The organism is Streptomyces sp. LaPpAH-108 (genome assembly GCF_000373625.1).
GTDB lineage: Bacteria > Actinomycetota > Actinomycetes > Streptomycetales > Streptomycetaceae > Streptomyces.
This window is the reverse complement of record NZ_KB891993.1, coordinates 899,270-918,821: the sequence shown is the minus strand read 5'-3', so window position 1 is coordinate 918,821 and position 19,552 is coordinate 899,270. Positions and strand designations below refer to the sequence as shown.

The 19,552-nt window shown below is 71.8% G+C and carries 24 protein-coding genes; 11 read left to right on the top strand and 13 right to left on the bottom strand.

Annotated features, from left to right (window positions below; all coding sequences use genetic code 11):
- Window positions 1-28: 28 nt before the first annotated feature.
- Window positions 29-769: a CPBP family intramembrane glutamic endopeptidase gene (locus B079_RS0115605; protein ID WP_018546765.1), complete on the top strand. Its 741-nt coding sequence runs from the start codon at window positions 29-31 to the stop codon at window positions 767-769.
- Window positions 770-839: 70 nt separating this feature from the next.
- Here the strand turns inward: B079_RS0115605 and B079_RS0115600 are convergent, their stop codons facing one another.
- From B079_RS0115600 to B079_RS0115590, 3 genes are all read right to left on the bottom strand, one after another.
- Window positions 840-1,652 (bottom strand): PhzF family phenazine biosynthesis protein, encoded by an 813-nt coding sequence (locus tag B079_RS0115600; RefSeq protein WP_026248737.1) that lies wholly within the window; start codon window positions 1,650-1,652, stop codon window positions 840-842.
- An 89-nt stretch (window positions 1,653-1,741) separates the two neighbouring features.
- Window positions 1,742-2,317 (bottom strand): hypothetical protein, encoded by a 576-nt coding sequence (locus tag B079_RS32140; protein WP_106432305.1) that lies wholly within the window; start codon window positions 2,315-2,317, stop codon window positions 1,742-1,744.
- Window positions 2,318-2,354: 37 nt separating this feature from the next.
- The gene (locus B079_RS0115590; RefSeq protein WP_018546762.1) at window positions 2,355-3,353 is read right to left on the bottom strand and encodes a hypothetical protein; all 999 of its coding nucleotides are present in this window, start codon (window positions 3,351-3,353) and stop codon (window positions 2,355-2,357) included.
- A 238-nt stretch (window positions 3,354-3,591) separates the two neighbouring features.
- Here B079_RS0115590 and B079_RS0115585 point away from each other — a divergent pair, with 238 nt between their 5' ends.
- Complete coding sequence (locus B079_RS0115585; RefSeq protein ID WP_018546761.1) at window positions 3,592-4,278, top strand: formylglycine-generating enzyme family protein; 687 nt, start codon at window positions 3,592-3,594, stop codon at window positions 4,276-4,278.
- Window positions 4,275-5,075 (top strand): aminoglycoside phosphotransferase family protein, encoded by an 801-nt coding sequence (locus B079_RS0115580; protein ID WP_018546760.1) that lies wholly within the window; start codon window positions 4,275-4,277, stop codon window positions 5,073-5,075. Before B079_RS0115585 ends, B079_RS0115580 begins: the two co-directional genes overlap by 4 nt.
- Window positions 5,076-5,154: 79 nt before the next feature.
- On the opposite strand, the gene B079_RS0115575 is transcribed toward B079_RS0115580, so the two are convergent.
- The 4 genes from B079_RS0115575 to B079_RS0115560 form a co-directional block, all read right to left on the bottom strand.
- A complete protein-coding gene (locus tag B079_RS0115575; RefSeq protein WP_018546759.1) occupies window positions 5,155-5,553 on the bottom strand; it encodes a hypothetical protein in 399 nt (132 codons plus the stop codon).
- 539 nt (window positions 5,554-6,092) lie between these two features.
- A complete protein-coding gene (locus tag B079_RS36560) occupies window positions 6,093-6,476 on the bottom strand; it encodes a TniQ family protein (RefSeq protein WP_078495945.1) in 384 nt (127 codons plus the stop codon).
- Entirely contained in the window at window positions 6,473-7,390 is a 918-nt protein-coding gene (locus B079_RS35880; protein WP_078495944.1) for a hypothetical protein, read from the bottom strand. Before B079_RS35880 ends, B079_RS36560 begins: the two co-directional genes overlap by 4 nt.
- A complete protein-coding gene (locus B079_RS0115560) occupies window positions 7,387-8,151 on the bottom strand; it encodes a TnsA-like heteromeric transposase endonuclease subunit (protein ID WP_026248735.1) in 765 nt (254 codons plus the stop codon). The genes B079_RS35880 and B079_RS0115560 overlap by 4 nt, the downstream gene beginning before the upstream one ends.
- Window positions 8,152-8,262: 111 nt before the next feature.
- Between B079_RS0115560 and B079_RS33940 the strand changes: the two genes are divergently transcribed.
- On the top strand, window positions 8,263-8,928 hold the full coding sequence (locus B079_RS33940; protein ID WP_026248734.1) for a PadR family transcriptional regulator: 666 nt from the start codon (window positions 8,263-8,265) through the stop codon (window positions 8,926-8,928).
- 7 nt (window positions 8,929-8,935) lie between these two features.
- Here B079_RS33940 and B079_RS34635 read toward each other — a convergent pair whose 3' ends face one another.
- Window positions 8,936-9,106: a hypothetical protein gene (locus B079_RS34635; protein WP_086022369.1), complete on the bottom strand. Its 171-nt coding sequence runs from the start codon at window positions 9,104-9,106 to the stop codon at window positions 8,936-8,938.
- Between the two features lie 224 nt (window positions 9,107-9,330).
- Between B079_RS34635 and B079_RS0115545 the strand changes: the two genes are divergently transcribed.
- From B079_RS0115545 to B079_RS0115535, 3 genes are all read left to right on the top strand, one after another.
- On the top strand, window positions 9,331-9,870 hold the full coding sequence (locus B079_RS0115545; protein ID WP_018546753.1) for a Clp protease N-terminal domain-containing protein: 540 nt from the start codon (window positions 9,331-9,333) through the stop codon (window positions 9,868-9,870).
- Between the two features lie 84 nt (window positions 9,871-9,954).
- Complete coding sequence (locus B079_RS0115540; protein ID WP_026248733.1) at window positions 9,955-10,956, top strand: EamA family transporter; 1,002 nt, start codon at window positions 9,955-9,957, stop codon at window positions 10,954-10,956.
- 190 nt (window positions 10,957-11,146) lie between these two features.
- The gene (locus B079_RS0115535; protein ID WP_018546751.1) at window positions 11,147-12,097 is read left to right on the top strand and encodes a DMT family transporter; all 951 of its coding nucleotides are present in this window, start codon (window positions 11,147-11,149) and stop codon (window positions 12,095-12,097) included.
- Between the two features lie 49 nt (window positions 12,098-12,146).
- Here the strand turns inward: B079_RS0115535 and B079_RS0115530 are convergent, their stop codons facing one another.
- Window positions 12,147-12,638 carry a MarR family winged helix-turn-helix transcriptional regulator gene (locus tag B079_RS0115530; RefSeq protein WP_018546750.1) on the bottom strand — a complete coding sequence of 164 codons (492 nt, stop codon included), beginning with the start codon at window positions 12,636-12,638 and terminating at the stop codon, window positions 12,147-12,149.
- A 126-nt stretch (window positions 12,639-12,764) separates the two neighbouring features.
- Between B079_RS0115530 and B079_RS0115525 the strand changes: the two genes are divergently transcribed.
- Together B079_RS0115525 and B079_RS0115520 are read left to right on the top strand one after the other, a co-directional pair.
- A complete protein-coding gene (locus tag B079_RS0115525) occupies window positions 12,765-13,475 on the top strand; it encodes a nitroreductase family protein (protein WP_018546749.1) in 711 nt (236 codons plus the stop codon).
- The gene (locus B079_RS0115520) at window positions 13,472-14,395 is read left to right on the top strand and encodes an EamA family transporter (RefSeq protein WP_018546748.1); all 924 of its coding nucleotides are present in this window, start codon (window positions 13,472-13,474) and stop codon (window positions 14,393-14,395) included. Before B079_RS0115525 ends, B079_RS0115520 begins: the two co-directional genes overlap by 4 nt.
- Here B079_RS0115520 and B079_RS0115515 read toward each other — a convergent pair.
- Entirely contained in the window at window positions 14,392-15,090 is a 699-nt protein-coding gene (locus B079_RS0115515) for a pyridoxamine 5'-phosphate oxidase family protein (RefSeq protein ID WP_018546747.1), read from the bottom strand. The genes B079_RS0115520 and B079_RS0115515 overlap by 4 nt on opposite strands.
- 49 nt (window positions 15,091-15,139) lie before the next feature.
- On the opposite strand from B079_RS0115515, the gene B079_RS0115510 reads away from it, so the two are divergent.
- Window positions 15,140-16,468: an aminotransferase class I/II-fold pyridoxal phosphate-dependent enzyme gene (locus B079_RS0115510; RefSeq protein ID WP_078495943.1), complete on the top strand. Its 1,329-nt coding sequence runs from the start codon at window positions 15,140-15,142 to the stop codon at window positions 16,466-16,468.
- Between the two features lie 48 nt (window positions 16,469-16,516).
- On the opposite strand, the gene B079_RS0115505 is transcribed toward B079_RS0115510, so the two are convergent.
- On the bottom strand, window positions 16,517-17,500 hold the full coding sequence (locus tag B079_RS0115505; RefSeq protein ID WP_018546745.1) for an EamA family transporter: 984 nt from the start codon (window positions 17,498-17,500) through the stop codon (window positions 16,517-16,519).
- A gap of 74 nt (window positions 17,501-17,574) precedes the next feature.
- On the opposite strand from B079_RS0115505, the gene B079_RS0115500 reads away from it, so the two are divergent.
- Complete coding sequence (locus B079_RS0115500) at window positions 17,575-18,477, top strand: LysR family transcriptional regulator (RefSeq protein WP_018546744.1); 903 nt, start codon at window positions 17,575-17,577, stop codon at window positions 18,475-18,477.
- Window positions 18,478-18,490: 13 nt separating this feature from the next.
- Here the strand turns inward: B079_RS0115500 and B079_RS0115495 are convergent, their stop codons facing one another.
- Together B079_RS0115495 and B079_RS0115490 are read right to left on the bottom strand one after the other, a co-directional pair.
- Window positions 18,491-18,961, bottom strand: a complete 471-nt coding sequence (locus tag B079_RS0115495; RefSeq protein WP_018546743.1) for a pyridoxamine 5'-phosphate oxidase family protein — start codon at window positions 18,959-18,961, stop codon at window positions 18,491-18,493.
- Window positions 18,962-19,076: 115 nt separating this feature from the next.
- Window positions 19,077-19,505 carry a Rieske (2Fe-2S) protein gene (locus tag B079_RS0115490; RefSeq protein WP_018546742.1) on the bottom strand — a complete coding sequence of 143 codons (429 nt, stop codon included), beginning with the start codon at window positions 19,503-19,505 and terminating at the stop codon, window positions 19,077-19,079.
- Window positions 19,506-19,552: the final 47 nt, after the last annotated feature.

Below are 19,552 nucleotides of genomic sequence, written 5' to 3'. Positions count from 1 at the left end.
CCTTCCCCGGGAGCGGAATCCGCGGCGGATGCTGCGGGACGAGACCCTGCTCGTGCTGGCGCTCTCGCTCGGGGCGAGCGGGGTGTCCGCGCTCATCAGTTTCGTCGGGTCGGTGACCGAGCCGGGGGGTCTGAAGGACCAGGCGGCCACGCTCAACGCCTCCGCCGCGCCGGGGCGTCCCTGGCTGGACCTCGCCTGGCAGCTGTTCGGCATCGCGTCCGCGCTGGTTCCCGTGCTGCTCGTGGCGCATCTGTTGCAGCGCGAGGGCAAGAGCCTGCGGGTGATCGGGTTCGACCGCAGCAGGCCGTGGTCCGATCTGGCGCGGGGCGCGGTGGTCGCGGCGGTGATCGGCAGTACCGGCATCGCGTTCTACCTCGCCGCACGGGGCCTCGGCTTCAACCTCACCGTGGTGCCCGAGGCGTTGCCCGACGTGTGGTGGAAGTTTCCCGTGCTGGTGCTGTCCGCCCTGCAGAACGCGGTCCTCGAAGAGGTGATCGTGGTCGGCTATCTGCTGCGCAGGCTGGGGCAGTTGGGCTGGACACCGGGTACCGCCCTGGTGGCCAGCGCGGTCCTGCGCGGCTCGTACCACCTCTACCAGGGCATCGGCGGCTTCATCGGCAACATGGTCATGGGCGTGGTCTTCGTCTGGCTCTACCGCCGTTGGGGCCGCGTCGGCCCGCTGGTCGTCGCCCACTCCCTGCTCGACATCGGCGCCTTCGTCGGCTACGCCCTGCTCGCGGGCAAGGTGGGCTGGCTGCCGACGGCCTGAGCGGGCGGCGGCCTGAGCCGATGCCGTCCGCTCAGGCCGTCGGTTGCGCGGGCATGCCCAACGGACGTGCCTACGCGTGCAGTTCCCCCTCGATCACTGTCACCGCGCGGCCGATCAGCAGCGTGCGGTCGCCGCGCAGGCGGGTGCGGACGTAGCCGGTGCGGCGGGAGGCCTGGAGGCCGGTCAGGTCGTCGCGGCCGAGGCGGCCGGACCAGTAGGGGGCGAGGGCGGTGTGAGCGCTGCCGGTGACGCTGTCCTCGTCGATGCCGACGTTCGGGAAGAAGCAGCGGGAGACGAAGTCGCAGCCGAGGGTGGGGTTTTCGGCGCGGGCGGTGACGATCACGCCGCGCGTGGAACAGTCGGCGAGTTCCTTGTGGTCGGGGGACAGCTCCAGTACGGCCTTCTCGTCCGCCAACTCGACCAGCAGATCGCCCACTTCGGCGCCGGTGTCGTAGACGGTCACCGGGTCCGCGCCGAGCGCGCGAGTGAGGCCGTCCGGGGCGGCCACCTCGGTGAGCGGGGAGGTGGGGAAGTCCAGGGTGATCCAGCCGTCGTCGCCGGGGGTGGCCGTGAGCACCCCGCTGCGGGTGGCGAACCGTACCGGCCCCTCGAACGTGCCCGTGGTGTACAGGATGTGGGCCGTGGCCAGCGTGGCGTGCCCGCACATGGCGACCTCGGTGCGCGGAGTGAACCACCGCAGCGCCCAGTCCGCCTCACCGCCCTCCGGCAGCCGGTGGGCGAACGCGGTCTCGGGGTGGTTCACCTCGGCGGCGACGTTCTGCAGCCAGTCGTCGTCGGGAAACACGTCGTCCAGGAGGACCACCCCGGCGGGGTTCCCGGTGAAGGGCAGATCGGTGAAGGCGTCCACGATTCGAATGCGCATGGCGCAGACCCTAGAGCGCTGGACGACCGGGCGTCCAAGGCCAGTTGGGGTGGGGTGGCCCGGTCGCGACGCGCGGCGGCGGGGTCCTCTCAGGCGGGGGAGAGCGCGGGGGCGAAGAGGGGGTCGAGTGGGTCGCCCTCGTGGCCGATGACACGACAGGCCGCTGCCATTGGTCCACGGGAGAGGTTCACGAGCCGGTCCAACGCCGTTGCCTCCGACGGCAGTTCGGCCGGGTCGAGGCCGAGTGCCCGGGTCGCGTGGTCGCGGCGGTGGTCGAGGTCGGGTAGGTCCGCCCGGTACTCGTCGGCGACCGCCCGGAGTTGGGCGGGCGTCCGGCCGGGGGCGTCGCGCCACCACGGCGGCACGAGACACAGCCGCACCAGCTCCGGCAGGCCGACCGCGAGCGGCCCGGCCTCGCCGTCGAGGCTCACGTACACCACGGGGCGTTCCTCGCCGCCCTCGCCGACGAAGCAGTACGCGTCGCCCGACCCCGCCCGCGCGAACTGCTCCAGCCGGGCTCCGGAGGCGAGCCGTACGCCGTCCTCCAGTTCGTGGGAGGCCGGGTCCGTCGCGTCCAGGTCCGCGACCTCGGCGAAGAACGCGATGACCTCCTTGTCGGCGGCCAGGAGGGGCAGCAACGTGCCGGGTGGGTTCGATCCGTTCACGGGGGCACCGTATGCGGGGCCACTGACAGCGGCAGTCTTATGGCCCTGTCGCCGCCTCGAGTGGGCTGTCCTGCTGTCCGATCCGGCGGATCGCCTCCAGCGGGTAGGGCGTCTCGCGGTCCTCCTCCTGGAGTTTGCGGAAGAAGTCCCACATCACTGCGGCGAGTGGTGCGTGGCGGGTGATGAGGGCTGCGGCTGCCTCCGGGATTCCCGTGGGGCGCTCGCCCTCGGCGCACGCGCGCACCAGTGCGAGGCGGTCGTCCCAGCCGTAGCCGTACAGGGCGTTGACCAGCCAGTACACCAGGTACGAGGCCGTGTAGCAGCGGTCGTGGCTCTGGTGCCGGGCGTGGAAGGCGGCCTCGTCGCGGGAGAGGTCGAAGCGGGAGGAGAGGGCGAGGCCGTAGTCCGCGAAGTACAGGCGGCGGCCGTCGGTCAGGATGTTCTCGAAGTGGGCGTCGAAGTGCAGCAGTCCGCGCGCGCTCATGAACGAGGTACCGGCTCGCAATTCGGCGTCCACCATGGCGCAGGCCCGCCGGGCAGCCTCGTCACCGGCCCCGATCTGGACGCCCAGCCAGTCGTGCAGGTTGTGCGGGATGTGCTCCAGGAACAGCGTGAGGCGCGCCGTGGACCGCTGAAGCGCCTCGATCCGGCGGCGTACGCCCGCATCGCCGCCCCAGTAGGCGACAGCCCGGTCCACATCGGCCAGTTCCTGGGGGAGCGGCCGTTCAGGCCCGGGTAACACCCGCCAGTGGTACATCAGCGGGAACCCCTCGTACTCTCCCGCGATCACCCAGTCCGTCGTCATGATGTGCACGGCCAGCTCCCGCCAGGCTCCGAACCCCGGGCTGCCGATACTGCCGATCCCGTACTGGCAGAAGGAGGGCACCCCGAACAGATTCGCCGTGGAGCGCACGTTCTCCGGCCGCCGCTCCAGCTCGGTCAGGGGCACCTGCTTGACGAAGACCGGGGTTCCGCCGACTTCCAGCCGTACCGTTTCCCCGCCGATGCCGGAACCGACCGGTGTGGCGCTGTCCATGAGTTCGCGCAGCTGGCGATCACTGTGGAGGGCCAGCGAGGTGGAAACGGCGCCGTGGGCTGCCAGGCGAGCGTGGCGGGATGTGTCAGGGCTCTTCACCTGTGCCTCCAGGCGGATACCCGCCGCTCGTACCGCCGCTTCAACGGACGATCGGGCAGGAGCTGTTCGCCACCTTACTCATGAGGAGGGCGGTGATCCGTGTCTCGTCGGTGCCGGCTCTCGTTAGGGTCTTCTGTTCATGGAGCTGCTGATGGGGAACGAGATGATCGCCGTCCCGCCGGGGCAGGTGACGCTGTCGGACCGGCGGACACAGCGCAGTTGGGTGGTGGAAGTCGAGCCCTACCAGCTCGCGGCATTCCCGGTCACCCAGGCGTTGTACGCAGAGGTCACCGGTCGGCGGCCGAGCACCGCCCGTGGGGACCGGTTGCCCGTCGAGTGTGTCTCCTGGTGGGACGCGGTGCGGTTCTGCAACGCCCTGTCCCGGCGCGTCGGCCTCACGCCCGCGTACCGCTGCGGTGCAGATGCCGAGGATGTCGAGTGGGACACGTCCGCCGACGGGTATCGACTGCCGACCGAGGCCGAGTGGGAGCATGCCTGCCGTGCCGGGACGACCGGGCCGCGCTACGGGCAGCTCGACGAGATCGGCTGGTACCGCGGCAACTCGCACGAGCGCCTTCACGAGGTCGGCGGCAAGCGCCCCAACGCGTGGGGGCTGCACGACATGCTCGGCAACGTCTGGGACTGGTGCTGGGACGTCTACGACGCCGAGGTCTACGGCGCCTACCGGGTGCTCCGTGGCGGTGGCTGGTTCGATGAGCACTGGAGCTGCCGGGCCTCCGCGCGGCGCCGCAGCCACCCGGCATTCCAGGTCGACGACGTGGGATTCCGCGTCGCGCGTTCCGTCGTCCGAGCGGGAACCTCGTGACGGCTGAGGGCGAGGCGCTGACCGGCGGGATGGCGAACGCGGGGGCGGTCTTCCGTCGGGGGGAGTGGGTGGAGCGCCCGGCACCGCGCAACGCGCGCGCCCTGCACGCCCATCTCCTCGCACTGAGGGAGCACGGTTTCGACGCGGCGCCCGTCCCTGTCGGTCTCACCGCGGACGGCCGTGAGCGGCTGACCTTCATGCCGGGCGATGTGGCGCTGCCGCCGTTCCCGGACTGGGCGATGACGCGTTCCGCCCTCGCATCGGTGGGGAGCCTGATGCGGCGACTGCATGAGATCAGCGCGGCCGTCGCGGTCGACACCCGTGCCGAGTGGCCCGGGGACCTCGCCGACCCGGAGGGGGGACCGATCGTGTGCCACAACGACGTGTGCCCGGAGAACGTCGTCTTCCGCGACGGTCGTGCCGTGGCCCTGATCGATTTCGACCTGGCGGCCCCCGGCCGCGCCCTCTGGGACGTTGCCATGACCGCCCGCTACTGGGTGCCCATGCTCGATCCCGGGTCCGCGACCGCCTTCTATCCCCACGGGCTGGACGCGGCCGTACGGCTGCGGGTCCTCGCCGATGGCTACGGCCTCTCGGCGGGGGACCGCGCCGAGCTGCCCGGCGTCGTCGAGCAGGCCACGGAGGTCTGCCGGGGCTTCGTCGCTCGCCGCGTGGCCGACGGAGACCCCCTGTATCTCCAGGCGTTGGCCGAGCGTGGTGGATGGGAACGCTGGGACCGCCTGCAGACCTGGCTGGTGGCCAACCGCGAGACGTTCACGGCTGCCCTGCTGAACTGAGCGCGTTTGTCCTGTGATAACGAAGTTTGACCGTTGTCAGTGAAGTTTGACCTTTTGGAGCGGGCAGGCTCCGTGGTCTCTATTCGTCCTCTTTGAGCATGCGTTCCAGTGTCGCCAGGGTCCTCTCGTCATCGGCTCGCTCTTCGGCACTGAGGTTGGGATCAGCCAGCTTGACCCGCAGCTTCTCCACTGCCGACCTGATGACCGGGCCTTGGCCTGGTGCTTCAGGCAATGGCGTGTCGGGAACGTGGATCTCGCGGCGCCGCGCAAACTGCTCTCTGGTGATGTGGCCCTCGCGTAGGGCTTGTTCCCACCAGGCCTCAGCGTGGTCTTCGTTCGGGTCTTGCTCCCGGAAGTCGCTCTCCCATGAGTCCGGGTCATAGACGGGCTCGGGGTCGGCCCATGGGTCGGGTTCGTAAGACAGGCCGTAGTCCGGACTGTGAGGTCCGTATTCCGACTCATTGTTCCGATTGGTCATGGCGGCCCTCCCTGCTGTGCACCCCGGTGGCGGATCGACTTTACCTGTGGCTAGATTCCGTCTGATCTGCCTCCCAGGTCACCTTGCTGTGGATGTCTCGGTGGCGGCCGCGAGTGCGGTCTTCCGCTGGCGGTATGCCTTCTGGCGGCAGCGCTGTGAACACGTCCGGCGTTGTTGCTGGCAGCGTCCGGGTGGTAGAGGTCCTCCGCAGGTCTCGCAGGGTCTTGATAATGGTGCGAGAGCTGGTTCGAGTGGCTGAGGTGGTGGTGCGGGCCGTGGTGCTGGCGATGTCACCGACGGTGGAGAAGGTGGGCTCGGGGGAGGCTGCCTGAGCTGCTGGCGACGTGCTCGTTGGCGGCATCGGTCTGAGCGTGTCCGGCGTGCTGCTGAGAACATCGGGCCGTCGCAGACGGGGCAGACGCGTGGTCCGGGTGGATCGGCCGGGTCTGCCTCGGCCAGCCACTTCTCCTCGTGCTTGAGGTAGTTGGCCCGTCGGCAGGCGGACGAACACAGGCGATAGCGCTGTCCGGGTTGGACCTTCATGCTCTTGCCGCACTCTCTGCAGGGGGCCTTCTGGACCGGGCTCGAGGAAGCCGTTTCCGGTATGCCTTCTCGCGGCATGCTTGGGAACAGCGCAGGGCCTGGCGGCCGATGACGTCGGAGGGCGGTATCTCCCCGTCGCACTCCAGGCACCGCCTCGTTTCCAGGGTGGCCACCAGCGTCTCCGGGGCGCGGCCGGTCGCGGCGGCCAGCCGGGTCCAACTGGGAAGACCGAGGTGCTCGGGCGGTTCGCAGAGGTAGGTCCGCAGGTAGCGGGGCGGGAGATGGTTGGCGTGGGCCAGGCGGACGATGAAGGACCGGATGCCTTCGCCCGCCCGGGGCCGGACTTGGAAGGGCAGGATGCGGACGTTCTCGGTGGTCATCTGGAGGACCTGGGCCCGCGGACGTGAGGCGATTCGGCGGCGACATCCAGTGGGACGGCCTTCAGCCCGGCTTTGGTGATCTTCTCGGTGCCGTTGAAGATCGCGTCGATCGCGGCTCCGCGGATCTGGTGGGAGAGGGCGCCGATCATGCCGCTGGTGCGGTCGTGTAGGTAGCGGTCCAGTCTCGCCAGGGTGCCGGGCCGGTGCCGCCGCAGGGCGAGAGCCTTCTCCATGGTGGCGACCAGACCTCTCCACTCACTGTTGTAAGGGAAGGGACGGGTGGGGATCAGCGTGAAACGGCCAGCGATCTGGGCCCCGCGAGTGCCGGTCAGCAGGCTGCCGTGCTCGATGTCGATGCCCGCGTAGATGAACGTCGCGGGGATCCGCATCGCGGCCACCGCCGCATCGTCGACCTCCCCGAACTCAGCCGTCCTGCGGACCGGCCGGTGATCGGCCAGACCCAGCACCCCGCGTTCCTGGTAGCGACGCCGCCGGTGAGCGACCGTACTGGCAGAGACCTTGTGACCCGCAGCAGTCAGCTCAGCGGCCTTCGCCCGCTGCCGGGCGGTCAAGGACCGATCCGGCCCGTACTCAGGCCGGGCCGTCGTGCCGGGCTCGGCATTGGGCGGCAACCCATGCAGGACCTCCAGGATGTGGCCCTCCCACCACAGGGCCCTCTCCACCTCCCGGGCGGGAAACGCCTCCAGCAGCGAAGCCGCCGGCAACGGCATCCGGACCGGACTGTCCATGACCTCGAAGTCGGACGCCGCGAACAACTCGAGCAACGGCACGACCCGATACGGCTCTTCGCCGTCCGTCGCCGTCACCGCCTGGGCGGCGACGGCGAGCACTCCGCGGATCCGGCCCTCGAACCGCACCCGGTCACCGACCGCGACCCGTCCCGGACGCTTCATCCTGCCCGTGTTGCCCGCCCCTCGGCCCAGACGAGACTGTCCGCCCCCAGCACCGCGGACTCCAGGTCCGTGCCCAGTCGCTCGGACCACAGCAAATGGAACAGCACCGGCAGGACCTGCAGCCGATCGCCCACCCGCCCGGCTCCCGACCACAACGGCAGCGGTTCCTCGAAGACCTCCACCAGTGCGGCCGCCACCCGCTCCGGGCGTCCCGAGCGGGTCCGCCGGTAGCGGGCCAGCCAGCGCATGTTCGCCATGAACACCGGCTCGGGCGTGCCCATCCACGCAAACTCCCAGCCCACCGCCTCACAGGCCCGACGTGTCACTGCGAACGCCTCCCCGGTCCGCTCGTCCAGCCGGTCCGCGGACCGGACATCGACCACTCTGGCCCGCCCGTCAGCAAGGCGTACGAAGTAGTCAGGCGCATGGCGACGCCGTTCCGGACCGTCCTGCCAGTGCAACCAGAACGGCTGCGAGGCGATCCCGACCACCCTCGGATCACGGTCCAGCAAGATCAGGCAGTCCCGCTCCAGCCACGACTCGTAGCCCACGTGGCCGCTGGTCGTCGCCGCGAAGTACCAGCCCGGGAAGCTCTCCCCGCCCTTCGCCCACCGGAACTCACGTACCGGCTGGACGCCCTCGAACCGCGCACCCCACAACTGACCCAACGGTCCGCGACAACGCTCACCGGACTCAAGAAAGTCCAGCTCAAAGGCCGATAACGCCGGATCACCGTACGCATGAGCCGCTGCCCCCACCACGCCTCCAACCTCAGGGCATTGTCGTAAGTGTGGAAGCGATATATCGTTGAGGTGTCGCGTAAGAGACGTGATGGGTACGTGACTGATCGACGATGGAATGGAGTGGTCGCGATGCGTAACCACGGATTCGAGCGTGGGCATCGTTCCGGCGGGCCCGGGCGGCATGGCTGGGGGGCGTTCGGGGGAGTCGAGGGGCTGCGGGAGGCGTTCGGGCCGTTCGGGCCCGGGGGGCCGGGGTTCGGTCCTGGCGGGCCCGGGGGGCCTGGGCGGCACGGGTTCGGGCCTGGTTTCGGGCCGGGGCCCTGGGGTGGGATGGGGCGCGGCGGTGGCCGGGGGCGGGCGCGGCGCGGTGATGTGCGGGCCTCGATCCTGGCGTTGCTCAAGGACCGGCCGATGCACGGGTACGAGATGATCCAGGAGATCGCGGAGCGTAGCGGGGGTGCTTGGAAGCCGAGCCCCGGTTCGGTCTATCCCACGCTTCAGCTGCTGGAGGACGAGGGTCTGATCGTCAGTGAGAGCGAGGGCGGCAAGAAGCTGTTCTCCCTCACCGAGAGCGGGCGGGCCTCCGCCGAGGAAGGTCCCGAGGCTCCCTGGGAGGAGGCCACGCGCGGTGTCGACTGGGAGGCGCTGGGCGAGATCCGGCAGGCCGGGTTCGGGCTGATGGAAGCCTTCGGGCAGGTGTGGAAGACCGGCACCAAGGAACAGCGCGAGAAGGCGCTCACCGTCATCAACGAGGCCCGCAAGAAGCTGTATCTCATCCTCGCGGACGAGGACTGAGCCTGCCTCATGTCCGCACGCGTCGTATCACCGCCGCGTCGAACACGTCCCACGCGCGCGGGAAGGCGCTCTCGTCATGGCAGTGCCAGGCATCCCAGAACAGGTCGGCGAGCAGGGCGTCGTGCGGGGCGTACACCCGGTACACGTACTGCTTGCCGTCCACTGCCGGCAGGCCCACCAGCCAGCACAGGCATCCGTCCTCCACTTGTTGTGTGACGTACGAATGGGGCAAGAGGTTGCGTCATGGGGCGTATGCAAGGCGGCGCGCGCCCCTGAGGCGGAATCGACCGGATCTCCTCCGTGAGGATGAGGCGGACCGGCCGGTTGTCCGCTCACCGTGGGACGCGAGAATGGTTCCCCTCGTGGATGCCGTCCGCTCCGGTGGCTGATGAGGTGTCTTGTGTGGAACCCCGCACAGTCGGCCGGTCCGTCCCGCACGAGGGCGTGCCGAGTGCCGAGAACGACGCCGGGCCCGGCACCGGCTTCGGGTCGGTGATCGCCGGTGCCCGCCGCAGAGCCGTCCGCGACGGCGACCGGCAGATCGACACCGCCCATCTGCTGCACTCCCTCCTGGAGTCCGACCCCGAGGCCCGTGCCGCCGTCGGCACCCCGACCCAGCTCGCGCGGCTGCTCGGCTATCTCGTGCAGCGCAGCATCGGGTACGGGCTGCGCTGGCAGGGCGGTGCCGAGGTGCCCGGCGCGGAAGTCGCCGCCGGTGGTGAGCGGTGGTCGCCGGTCGCCGCCGCCGCGCTGCGGGACGCCGAGGTGCGGGCCGCCCTGCGCCGGGGCCCGGGCGCGGCCGACGGCGTCGATCTGCTCGCCGCCCTGGTGGCCGATCCGGCGTCGCGGGCCGTCGAGGTGCTGGAGCGGGCCGGGATTCCGGCGGCCGAGCTGCGGGAGCGGCTGCCGGGTCGTACGGCCGATGGCGCGGCGCCCTGCTGATCCCGGCGCCCGGCGCCCGCGTTCCGTCCAGCCTCTGAGACAGGAGCGAATAAGGGTGACGCTCATGTCGTCGCCTGTCATCATGTGCGCGTGCACGCGTCTGGGAGCAGAGAAGGCGGCCGTGGCGCCGGGCTGGGGCTCGCGCTGGTGTCGGCCGTGGCGTTCGGTGGGTCGGGAGTCGCGGCCAAGCCGCTGATCGAGGCGGGGCTCGACCCGCTGCATGTCGTCTGGCTGCGCGTGGCCGGTGCCGCGCTCGTCATGCTGCCCGTGGCCGTACGACATCGCGCCCTGCCGCTGCGCCGCCCCGCGCTGCTCGCCGGGTTCGGACTGCTCGCCGTGGCCGGAGTCCAGGCGTGCTACTTCGCCTCGCTCTCGCGGATACCGGTCGGCGTGGCGCTGCTCGTGGAGTATCTGGCGCCCGCGCTGGTGCTCGGCTGGGTGCGGTTCGTGCAGCGCAGGCCGGTCACCAAGGCCGCCGCGCTCGGTGTGGTCCTCGCGGCGGGCGGGCTCGCCTGTGTGGTGGAGGTCTGGTCGGGGCTCAGCTTCGACGTGCTCGGCCTGCTGTTCGCGCTCGGCGCCGCCTGCTGCCAGGTCGGCTACTTCGTCCTGTCCGACCAGGGCGGCGACGCGGGCGAGGAGGCACCGGACCCGCTGGGCGTGATCGCGTACGGCCTGCTGGTCGGCGCTGCCGTCCTCACCGTCGTCGCCCGCCCGTGGGGCATGGACTGGCGGGTGCTCGGCGGCACGGTGCGGCTCGACGGCAGTGCCGTACCCGCCGCCGCGCTGCTCGTCTGGATCGTCCTCGTCGCCACCGTCCTCGCGTACGTCACCGGCGTGCTCTCGGTACGGCGGCTCTCGCCGCAGGTCGCCGGGGTCGTCGCCTGTCTGGAGGCGGTCATCGCGACCGTGCTCGCCTGGGTGCTGCTCGGGGAGCATCTGTCGGCGCCGCAGGTGTTCGGCGGCGCGGTCGTGCTCGTCGGCGCGTTCATCGCGCAGTCCGCCACGCCCGCCAAGGGGTTCGCGGAGCCGGTCGCGGGGAGCGGCGGCGCGGAGCGGGAGTTGTCCGCGCGGGGGACCGCCGCCTAGGCTGGCGATCATGCATTCGCACGCACTCGTCCTTCCGCCCCCGGCCGCCTGAGGCGGGCCTCCGGGAAGAACTCGCCCCGCGCACATCGCGCCGGGCGGGACGGTGCTGCCCGCAGATGAAGTCCTCGCGTCCGAGCCGGACGCCTGCCAACTTCCGCACTGATCCAGTGCGTTGCTGCGGAGAAACCTCGTGTCGAACGCTGTCTCCGGCCTGCCCGTCGGGCGTGGCCTCCTCTATCTGATCGTCACCGGTGCCACCTGGGGCACGGCGGGCGTCGTCGCCTCCCTGGTCTACCGGAGCGGGGACATGGGCCCCTTCGCCCTGTCCTTCTGGCGCTGCGCGGCGGGACTTGTCCTGCTGGCCGCGGGCCGGTTGCCGCGCCGTGGGCGCCGCTCTCCGGCCGCCGCCCCGCGCGACCGCGCCGCCCTGCTCCGGCAGGCGCTGGCCACCGGCGTCGGCCTGGCCGTCTTCCAGACCGCCTACTTCGCCGCCGTGGAGGCCACCGGCCTCGCCGTCGCCACGGTCGTGACCCTCGGCGCCGGTCCCGTGCTCATCGCGCTCGGCGCCCGGTTCCTGCTCGGGGAGCGGCTGGGCGCCGGAGGTCTCCTCGCGGTCGTCGGCGCGCTCGCCGGGCTCGCCGTGCTCACCCTAGGCGGCTCGGGCAACACCGTCCGCCCGGCAGGCGTGCTCTGCGCGCTCGGCTCGGCCGCGGGCTACAGCGCGATGACCCTGCTGACCCGCTGGTGGGGCCGTACGGGAGTGGGTGACGCGGGCGCCACCACGGTCGGCGCCTTCGCGGTCACCACCCTGTGCCTGCTGCCGTTCGCCCTCGCCGAGGGGCTGTTCCCGCACACCGGGCACCCCCTGCGGCTCCTAGCCCTGCTCGCCTACCTCGCCTCCGTCCCCACGGCCCTCGCCTACGCCCTCTACTTCGCGGGAGCCGCCGCCGTACGCTCCGCCACCGTCTCCGTGATCATGCTCCTGGAGCCGGTGACGGCCGCCGTGCTCGCCGTCGGACTGCTGGGCGAGCATCTGACGACGGCGACGGTCGCGGGCACGCTGCTGATGCTCGGCGCGGTCGCGGCGCTCGCGGTGGGGGAGGCGCGTGCCGCCGGAGGCCGGGTGTCGGTGGCCGCGTAGAGCCGCGGTGGCCCGCAGGCACGGCCCGGCCCCGAGCGGGTGGACCGTGTCAGCGGGCCTCGTCCCCGAGGGAGACCAGCAGGGCGCGCAGCAGCCGGTTGAACTCGTCGGCGTCCTCCGGGGCCAGGCCCGAGAGGATCTCGCGCTGGTTGCGGACATGTCCTTCCACGGTCGCGTCGACCAGCTCCCGCCCCTCCTCGGTCAGGTCGATGTGCAGGCTGCGCCGGTCGCCGGGGACCGGCTCGCGGGTGACGAGGCCCCGGGCGACGAGCCGGTCGACCCGGTTGGTCAGGGCCGCCGAGCCGATCATGACGCTCGCGGCCAGTTCCTTGGCCGTGAGCGGCCGGCCACCACGGCGGAGCGTGGCGAGCACATCGAACTCCCAGGTCTCGATGCCGTGTTGTGCGAAGTACTCCTTCAAGTGCGCGCTGACGAGCCGGGACAGGCGCAGTACGCGGCCGATCGTGCCCATCGCGTCGAGGTCCAAGTCCGCGCGCTGGTCGGCCCATTGACCGAGGAAGCCGTCGACGGCGTCCCGCATGTGGTCACCTCATCCTTGCTTTCGCCGGACCAGTTCAGTTCGACATCGAAGTGTTTGACGCCATCCTAGGTGACGGCGTAGTTTCTCGACGCCAGACAGTTCGACGTCGAAGTGAGGTATTCGGTCGTGAAGTCGTCTCCGCCGGAGCGCGCCGTCGTGTCCCGCGTCATCCGCTCACGTCGCAGCATCCGTCACTATCGGCCGGACCCCGTACCGCCCGCTCTGCTCCAGGAGTTGGTCGATCTGGCGCTGGAGGCGCCGTCGAGCTTCAACCTCCAGGCCCGGTCCATAGTCGTCGTCACCGACGAGCCGGGCCGCGCGGCGCTCGCCGAGGCCACGAGCGGGCAGCCGCATCCCCGGGAGGCCCCGGTGACGCTGGTCTTCGTCGCCGAGTCCGGCGCCTGGAGTGAGGACCGCGACGACATCTGGGAGCGGGCGCGGTGCGGAGGAGCGTGGCCGGAGCCGTTCGCCGCGGCCTCGCCCGCCGATGTGCGCGCCTTCTACACGGACCCGCGCCGCCGGGGTCTCGAGCGCGAGTACGCGGTGAAGGACGCCATGATCGCCGCGTCCTTCCTGATGATCGCCGCGCACGCCGCAGGGCTCGCCACCAGCCCCATGAACGGCTGGGACGAGACGGAGGTCAAGAAGGCCATCGGCATCTCGGACCGCGACGATCTCCATATCGCCCTGCTCCTGCCGCTCGGCCGTCCGGCCGAGACCCGGCTGCATCCCGGCCGCCGGGACCGTTCCCTGACGGTCCACCGGGAGACCTACGGCTCGACCCCGCACGGGGCCCGTGCCGGGCGTCGTGACCAGGTCCCCGGAGAGGCGAAGTGAGCGGTCGGCGCGGCGCGGTGACCTCGGCCGTCACCGCTCTCGCCCCGGCGGTGTGGGGCTCCACCTATGTCGTCACCACCGAGTTCCTGCCGCCCGACCGGCCGCTGCTGGCGTCCACGCTGCGGGCGTTGCCCGCGGGGCTGATCCTGCTGCTGGTCACCAGGACGCTGCCGAAGGGCAGCTGGTGGTGGCGGGCCGTCGTGCTCGGCGTGCTGAACATCGGCGCGTTCTTCTCTCTCCTCTTCCTCGCCGCCTATCACCTGCCGGGCGGGGTCGCCGCCCTCGTGATGTCCGCCCAGCCGATGATCGTGCTGGTGCTGAGTTCGCTGTTGCTGAACGACCGGATACGGGCGCGGCATCTGGTGTCCTGCCTCCTCGGCGCGGCGGGTGTCGGCCTGCTGGTGCTGCAACCGGGGGCGGGTCTCGACGGCATCGGCATCGCGGCCGGGCTCCTCGGCGCGCTGTCCATGGCGTCCGGACTGGTGCTCACCAAGAAGTGGGGCCGCCCCGACGGTGTGGGCCTGCTGGCTTTCACCGGCTGGCAACTCGCCGTGGGCGGGCTGGTGTTGACGCCCTTCACTCTTGCGTACGAGGGTCTGCCGGACCGCCTCACCTGGAGCAACCTCGGCGGCTTCGCCTACCTCGGCGTCATCGGCGCCCTGGTCGCCTACGCGCTGTGGTTCCGAGGGGTGGCGCGGCTGCCCGCCCTCGCCGTGTCGTTCCTTTCGTTCGCCTCCCCGCTGTGCGCGACGGTCCTCGGTTATCTCGTCCTCGACGAGACCCTGCGCCCGCTCCAACTGCTCGGCGCGGTCGCCGTGATCGGGGCGGTCGTCCTGGCGCAGTCGCGCGCCGCGGCCCCACCGGCGCCGCGCGTCGTACGACCGGCCGGGGCTGAGCCGCCCCGGCCCCGGCGCGGCTAGACCGTCTCCGTCGTCGGCTCCGCCAACTTGGCCAGGTAGTCCGGGAGTTCGATCTCCGGCGCCAAGTCGCCGTTGGGCACCGGGACTTCGTAACCCTTGCGGAGGGGGACCACGCCCGTCCAGTGCGGGAGGGAGAGGTCTTCGGGCTCGTCGTTGGCGTCGCCCGTGCGGAGCTTGGCCGAGACCTCGGCGAGGTCGATGCGGATCACCGCGGTGGCGGCGAGTTCCTTCTTGTTCGCGGGGCGCGAGTCGGCCGAGCGGCCGGGGACGACCTGGTCCACGAGGGCGTCCAGGGCCAGCGCGCGCTCGTCGGGGTCGGTGACCTGGCGGGCGATGCCGTGGACCACGACCGAGCGGTAGTTGATCGAGTGGTGGAAGGCGGAGCGGGCCAGGACCAGGCCGTCGACGTGGGTGACCGTGAGGCAGACCGGCAGGCCGGGGTCCTCCGCGGCGGTCATCCGCAGCGGGCGCGAACCGGTGGAGCCATGGGCGTACAGGCGCTCGCCGACGCGGCAGTACAGCGTCGGCAGCACCACCGGGGCGCCGTCGCGGACGAAGCCGAGGTGGCAGACGTATCCCTCGTCGAGGATCGCGTGCACCAGTTCCTTGTCGTACGCCGCCCGCTCGGCGGACCGGGTGGGCACGGTGCGGTCGGTCGGCGTGTAGGCGGCGGGCTTCTCCTCGGTCCCCTGCATGGCGGTCCCTCCCTGGACTCTGTTATTGCACTAGTGCATAATCTGCTTTGTGCTAGGAGAGTATCGGATCGAAGGGCGTGGCGCAGCGGAGATCGCGGCCAGTGTCGAGCGCGCGGTGAGCGGCGGTGAGCTGCGGCCGGGCCAAGTGCTGCCTCCGCTCAGGGAGTTGGCGTCCCGGCTCGGAGTGAATCCCAATACCGTCGCGGCTGCCTATCGCACCCTGCGCGAGCGCGGAGTGATCGAGACCGCCGGGCGCCGGGGCAGCCGGGTGCGGCCCAGGCCCGCCACGACCGGGCGCGACGAGCTGCGCGTGGAGGTGCCGCCCGGGGTGCGGGACCTGTCCACCGGCAACCCCGACCCGGCCCTGCTGCCCCCGCTCGGCCCGGCCTTCGCCGACGCGGCCGACCGCGCGGACCGCGCCCCCGTCCTCTACGGCACCGAACCGGTCGACCCCGGCCTCGCGCGCATCGCCCGCGCCGGACTCGACGCCGACGGCGTGCCCGAGGGCCCGCTCACCGTCACCTCCGGCTCCCTCGACGCCGTCGAACGGGTCCTCGCGGCCCACCTCAGGCCCGGCGACGCGGTCGCGGTGGAGGACCCCGGCTGGGGCAGCGTCCTGGACCTGGTCCCGGCGCTCGGACTGCGCGCCGTACCGGTCGGCGTGGACGACGAGGGGCCCCGGGTGGAGGACCTGCGCGCCGCCCTCGCGGCCGGGGCCCGCGCGCTGATCGTCACCGTCCGCGCCCAGAACCCCACCGGTGCCTCGGTGAGCGCGTCGCGGGCGCGGGCGCTGCGGGCCGTACTGCGCGCGCACCCGGACGTGCTGCTGATCGAGGACGACCACGGCCACGGCTTCGTCGACCTCGCGCCGCATCCACTCGCGGGGGCCACCGCGCACTGGGCCTTCGTCCGCTCGGTCTCCAAGAACTACGGCCCCGATCTGCGCGTCGCCGTCCTCACCGGGGACGCCCGCACCGTCGACCTGGTGCGCGGACGGCAGCGGCTCGGGCCCGGCTGGGTGAGCCTGCTGCTCCAGCGCGCGGTCGCCCGGCTGTGGGCCGACGGCGCGGTGGACGGCTCGGTGGCACGGTCCTACGGCGCGCGCCGCGCGGCGCTGACCGACGCGCTCGCCCGGCGCGGGGTCATCGCGTACGGCCGCAGCGGCATGAACGTGTGGGTGCCGGTCCCGGACGAGACGGGTGCCGTCGCGCGGCTCCTCCAGTCCGGCTGGGCGGTCGCGCCCGGCGCCCGCTTCCGGCTCGACACCCCGCCCGGCGTCCGGATCACCGTCTCGCCGCTCACGGAGGCGGACATCGAGCCGCTGGCGGACGCCGTGGCGGCGGCGGTACGGCCGTCACCGGCGCGGTCCTACGGGTGACGCGGGGCGCACCGGTTTCCGCCCCGGCTCGTGCGGCGGGCCCGTCGGTCAGCTCTTGCGCCGCACCTGGGTGAGCGCGGCCCCCGCGATGACGATCACGGCGCCCACCGGAGTGGTCCACGCGATCGACTCCCCGAGGATCGCCACGCCCGCCGCCGTGGCGATGACCGGGATGAAGTAGGTCACCATCTGTGCGGTGGTGGGCCCGACTTCGGCGACGAGCCCGTACTGGATGAGCACCGCGACCCCCGTACCGAGGGCGCCGAGCGCGGCCACCGCGAGCAGCGGGACGAGCGCGAAGCGCGTCGGAAGCGAGGTGAACAGGGGGGTTACGACGGCCAGTTGGATGGTCGCCAGGAACAACTGGGCCCCGGTCATGGCGAGATGCGAGTTGCCCGTGCCCGACAGGGTGCGGCGGACGTAGATCCAGCCGACCGGGTAGCAGAGCGAGGCCAGCAGGGCCATCGCGGTGCCCGTGGCGTCGATGCCGTGGAAGCCCTGCCAGGCGCCGAGGACCGTCAGCACCCCGAGGAAACCGAGGCCGAGCCCCGCGAAGCGCACCCGGCTCGGGCGGTCCTCGGAGAGCGCGACCAGGGAGAGGACCATGCCCCACAGCGGCGAGGTGGCGTTGCAGATGCCGGCCAGGGTGGAGGGGACGGTCAGCTCCGCGTAGGCGAAGAGGGAGAAGGGCGCGGCGTTCAGGAAGAACGCGGCGACCGCCATGTGCCCCCAGACGCGGGCCCCGCGCGGCAGCCGCTCGCGCTTGACGGCCATCGCCGCCGCGAGCACGGCCGTGCCGAACACCAGCCTGCCGAGGGTGACTTGGAACGGGGCGTAGGAGGTCGTGCCGACCTTGATGAGGAGGAAGCTGAAGCCCCAGATCAGGGACAGCACGCCGAAGCGCAGCCGCCAGTCGGTGCGGGGGCGTGGGGTGGCGGCGGCCGGGGTGGACGCCGGGGCGGACGTGGCGGCGGACGTGGTGGCGGACGCGGACGCGGGTGTCGCCGTGCGGGAAGGGGAGACCGTGCTCATGCCATCAAAGATGCGGGCAGCAACTTCGTAGCACAATCGAGAATTGGCACCCGGTATCTCTTAGGATCGCTTACATGTTGAATCTGGAGCGCCTGCGCACCCTGGACGCCCTCGCCCGGCACGGCTCGGTCAGCGCCGCCGCCGACGCGCTGCACGTCACCACCTCCGCCGTGTCCCAGCAACTGGGCAAGTTGGAGCGGGAGGTGGGGCAGCGGCTGCTCGCCAAGAACGGGCGCGGGGTCCGGCTCACGGACGCGGGGCGACTGCTCTCCGAGCACGCCGCGCGCATCCTCTCCCAGGTGGAGCTGGCCCAGTCGGACCTGGAGGCGCACCGGGGGCAGGTCGTCGGCGAGCTGCGGCTCTCCGCGTTTCCCACCGCCGCCCGGGGGCTCTTCCCGGCCGCGCTCGCCGGACTGCGGGCCCTGCACCCGGGACTGCGGGTGCGCTCCAGCGAACTGGAGCCGGAGCAGGGTGTCGCCGGGGTCGTCCGCGGTGATCTCGACCTCGCGGTGGTGCTCGACTGGTACAACAAGCCGATGCCGGTGCCGGACGGCCTGGTCAAGGCGCCCCTGCTGGACGACCCGGCGGAGGTCGCGCTCCCCGCCGGGCATCCGCTCGCGGACCGTGACGAGGTGGACCTCGCCGAGTTCGCCGAGGACGAGTGGATCACCTGGGGCGAGGGCGAGTTCTGCCACGAGTGGCTGATCTTCACCCTGCGCTCCAAGGGGGTCGAGCCCCTGGTCGGCCACCGGGCGGGCGAGACCCACACCCAACTCGCGCTGGTCGCCGCAGGGTTGGGGGTGTGTATCGCACCCTTGCTGGGGCGCGACCCGGTGCCGCCGGGCGTGGTCCTGGTCCCGCTCAAGCAGCGGGTGCGCAGGCATGTCTACGTGGTCTGGCGAGCGGACGCGGACCGCCGTCCCTCGATCCGTGCGGCGGTCGAGGCGCTGCGGACGGCGGCCCGGCAGCTCGGCTGAGGCCGGGGTGACTCTACGCCTTGCCCAGCTTCCGGAAGTCCCAGGAGACGATCTTCTCCGGGGTGAGCCGGGCCCAGGCGTGCCGCCCGTCGTGCGGCATCTCGTCCAGGCCGAAGTTCTTGCGGGCGAACAGCGTCTCCACCGCGTCGAGTTCGGCACACAGCTCGCCCGTGCGCGGCACCTCGCCCACGAACTCCACCCGCCCGGACAGCTCGGCCCCGCGCAACTGGTCGTACTCCTCGCCCGCGTCGACCACCACCGCGACCCGGTGGTCACGGCTCAGCTGGGCCCAACGCCTGCTGCGCACCACGGAGTAGAGCCACAGCGAGGTGCCGTCCCAGACGAACCACAGCGCGCTCACGTGCGGGGTGCCGTCCGCCGCGACGGTCGCGACCCGGCAGGTGCGCTGGACGGTCAGGAACGCGTCCAGCTCGCCCGGCGTCATCATGATCTTCCGGCCCCGGCGCTGCTCGGTGACGGTCATACGGCCCCCTCTTCTCCCCAGTTGTCCACGAGACACCCCCGTGCCGAGAACACCCCCGTGCCGCCGATCTTCTGACACGGCGCCAGAAAAAGGAACACGGCCCGGTGGAGCGTGATCAGGCCAACTCGATCGTGTCGCCGGACACGTTGATCTTTTTCGCGGGCAGCCCCTGTGTCGCGGGCCCCTGTTTCACGCTGCCGTCCTCCACCGAGAAGTGGCTGTTGTGGCACGGGCACACGATCACCCCGTCGCTCACGCTGCCCACCGCACAGCCCTGGTGGGTGCACTTCGCGGAGAACGCCTTGTACGTCCCGGCCGACGGCTGGGTCACCACCACGCCCTCGTCCTTGAAGATCTTGCCGCCGCCCTCGGGGATGTCCGAGGTCTTGCCGAGCGCGGTACCGGCCGCGCCGCTGCCGACGGTGTCCGAACCGCCGTCCGAGCCACAGGCCGCCAGCGCCACGGTGAGCCCGGCGGCACCGGCCGCCGCCATCACGGTACGCCGGGCGGGATTCGCTACGGGCTGGGACGATGCGCTGGTCATGGGGTTGTTCCCTTCCGCCGGGGTGGTCGTACGTGAGCTGCCCAGGG

Coding starts and splice junctions, on each gene's coding strand:
- B079_RS0115605 (WP_018546765.1), top strand. CDS start 29: ATGCTGCGGGACGAGACCCTGCTCGTGCTGGCGCTCTCGCTCGGGGCG.
- B079_RS0115600 (WP_026248737.1), bottom strand. CDS start 1,652: ATGCGCATTCGAATCGTGGACGCCTTCACCGATCTGCCCTTCACCGGG.
- B079_RS0115590 (WP_018546762.1), bottom strand. CDS start 3,353: ATGGACAGCGCCACACCGGTCGGTTCCGGCATCGGCGGGGAAACGGTA.
- B079_RS0115585 (WP_018546761.1), top strand. CDS start 3,592: ATGGAGCTGCTGATGGGGAACGAGATGATCGCCGTCCCGCCGGGGCAG.
- B079_RS0115575 (WP_018546759.1), bottom strand. CDS start 5,553: ATGACCAATCGGAACAATGAGTCGGAATACGGACCTCACAGTCCGGAC.
- B079_RS36560 (WP_078495945.1), bottom strand. CDS start 6,476: ATGACCACCGAGAACGTCCGCATCCTGCCCTTCCAAGTCCGGCCCCGG.
- B079_RS35880 (WP_078495944.1), bottom strand. CDS start 7,390: ATGAAGCGTCCGGGACGGGTCGCGGTCGGTGACCGGGTGCGGTTCGAG.
- B079_RS33940 (WP_026248734.1), top strand. CDS start 8,263: ATGCGTAACCACGGATTCGAGCGTGGGCATCGTTCCGGCGGGCCCGGG.
- B079_RS0115530 (WP_018546750.1), bottom strand. CDS start 12,638: ATGCGGGACGCCGTCGACGGCTTCCTCGGTCAATGGGCCGACCAGCGC.
- B079_RS0115515 (WP_018546747.1), bottom strand. CDS start 15,090: ATGCAGGGGACCGAGGAGAAGCCCGCCGCCTACACGCCGACCGACCGC.
- B079_RS0115505 (WP_018546745.1), bottom strand. CDS start 17,500: ATGAGCACGGTCTCCCCTTCCCGCACGGCGACACCCGCGTCCGCGTCC.
- B079_RS0115500 (WP_018546744.1), top strand. CDS start 17,575: ATGTTGAATCTGGAGCGCCTGCGCACCCTGGACGCCCTCGCCCGGCAC.
- B079_RS0115495 (WP_018546743.1), bottom strand. CDS start 18,961: ATGACCGTCACCGAGCAGCGCCGGGGCCGGAAGATCATGATGACGCCG.
- B079_RS0115490 (WP_018546742.1), bottom strand. CDS start 19,505: ATGACCAGCGCATCGTCCCAGCCCGTAGCGAATCCCGCCCGGCGTACC.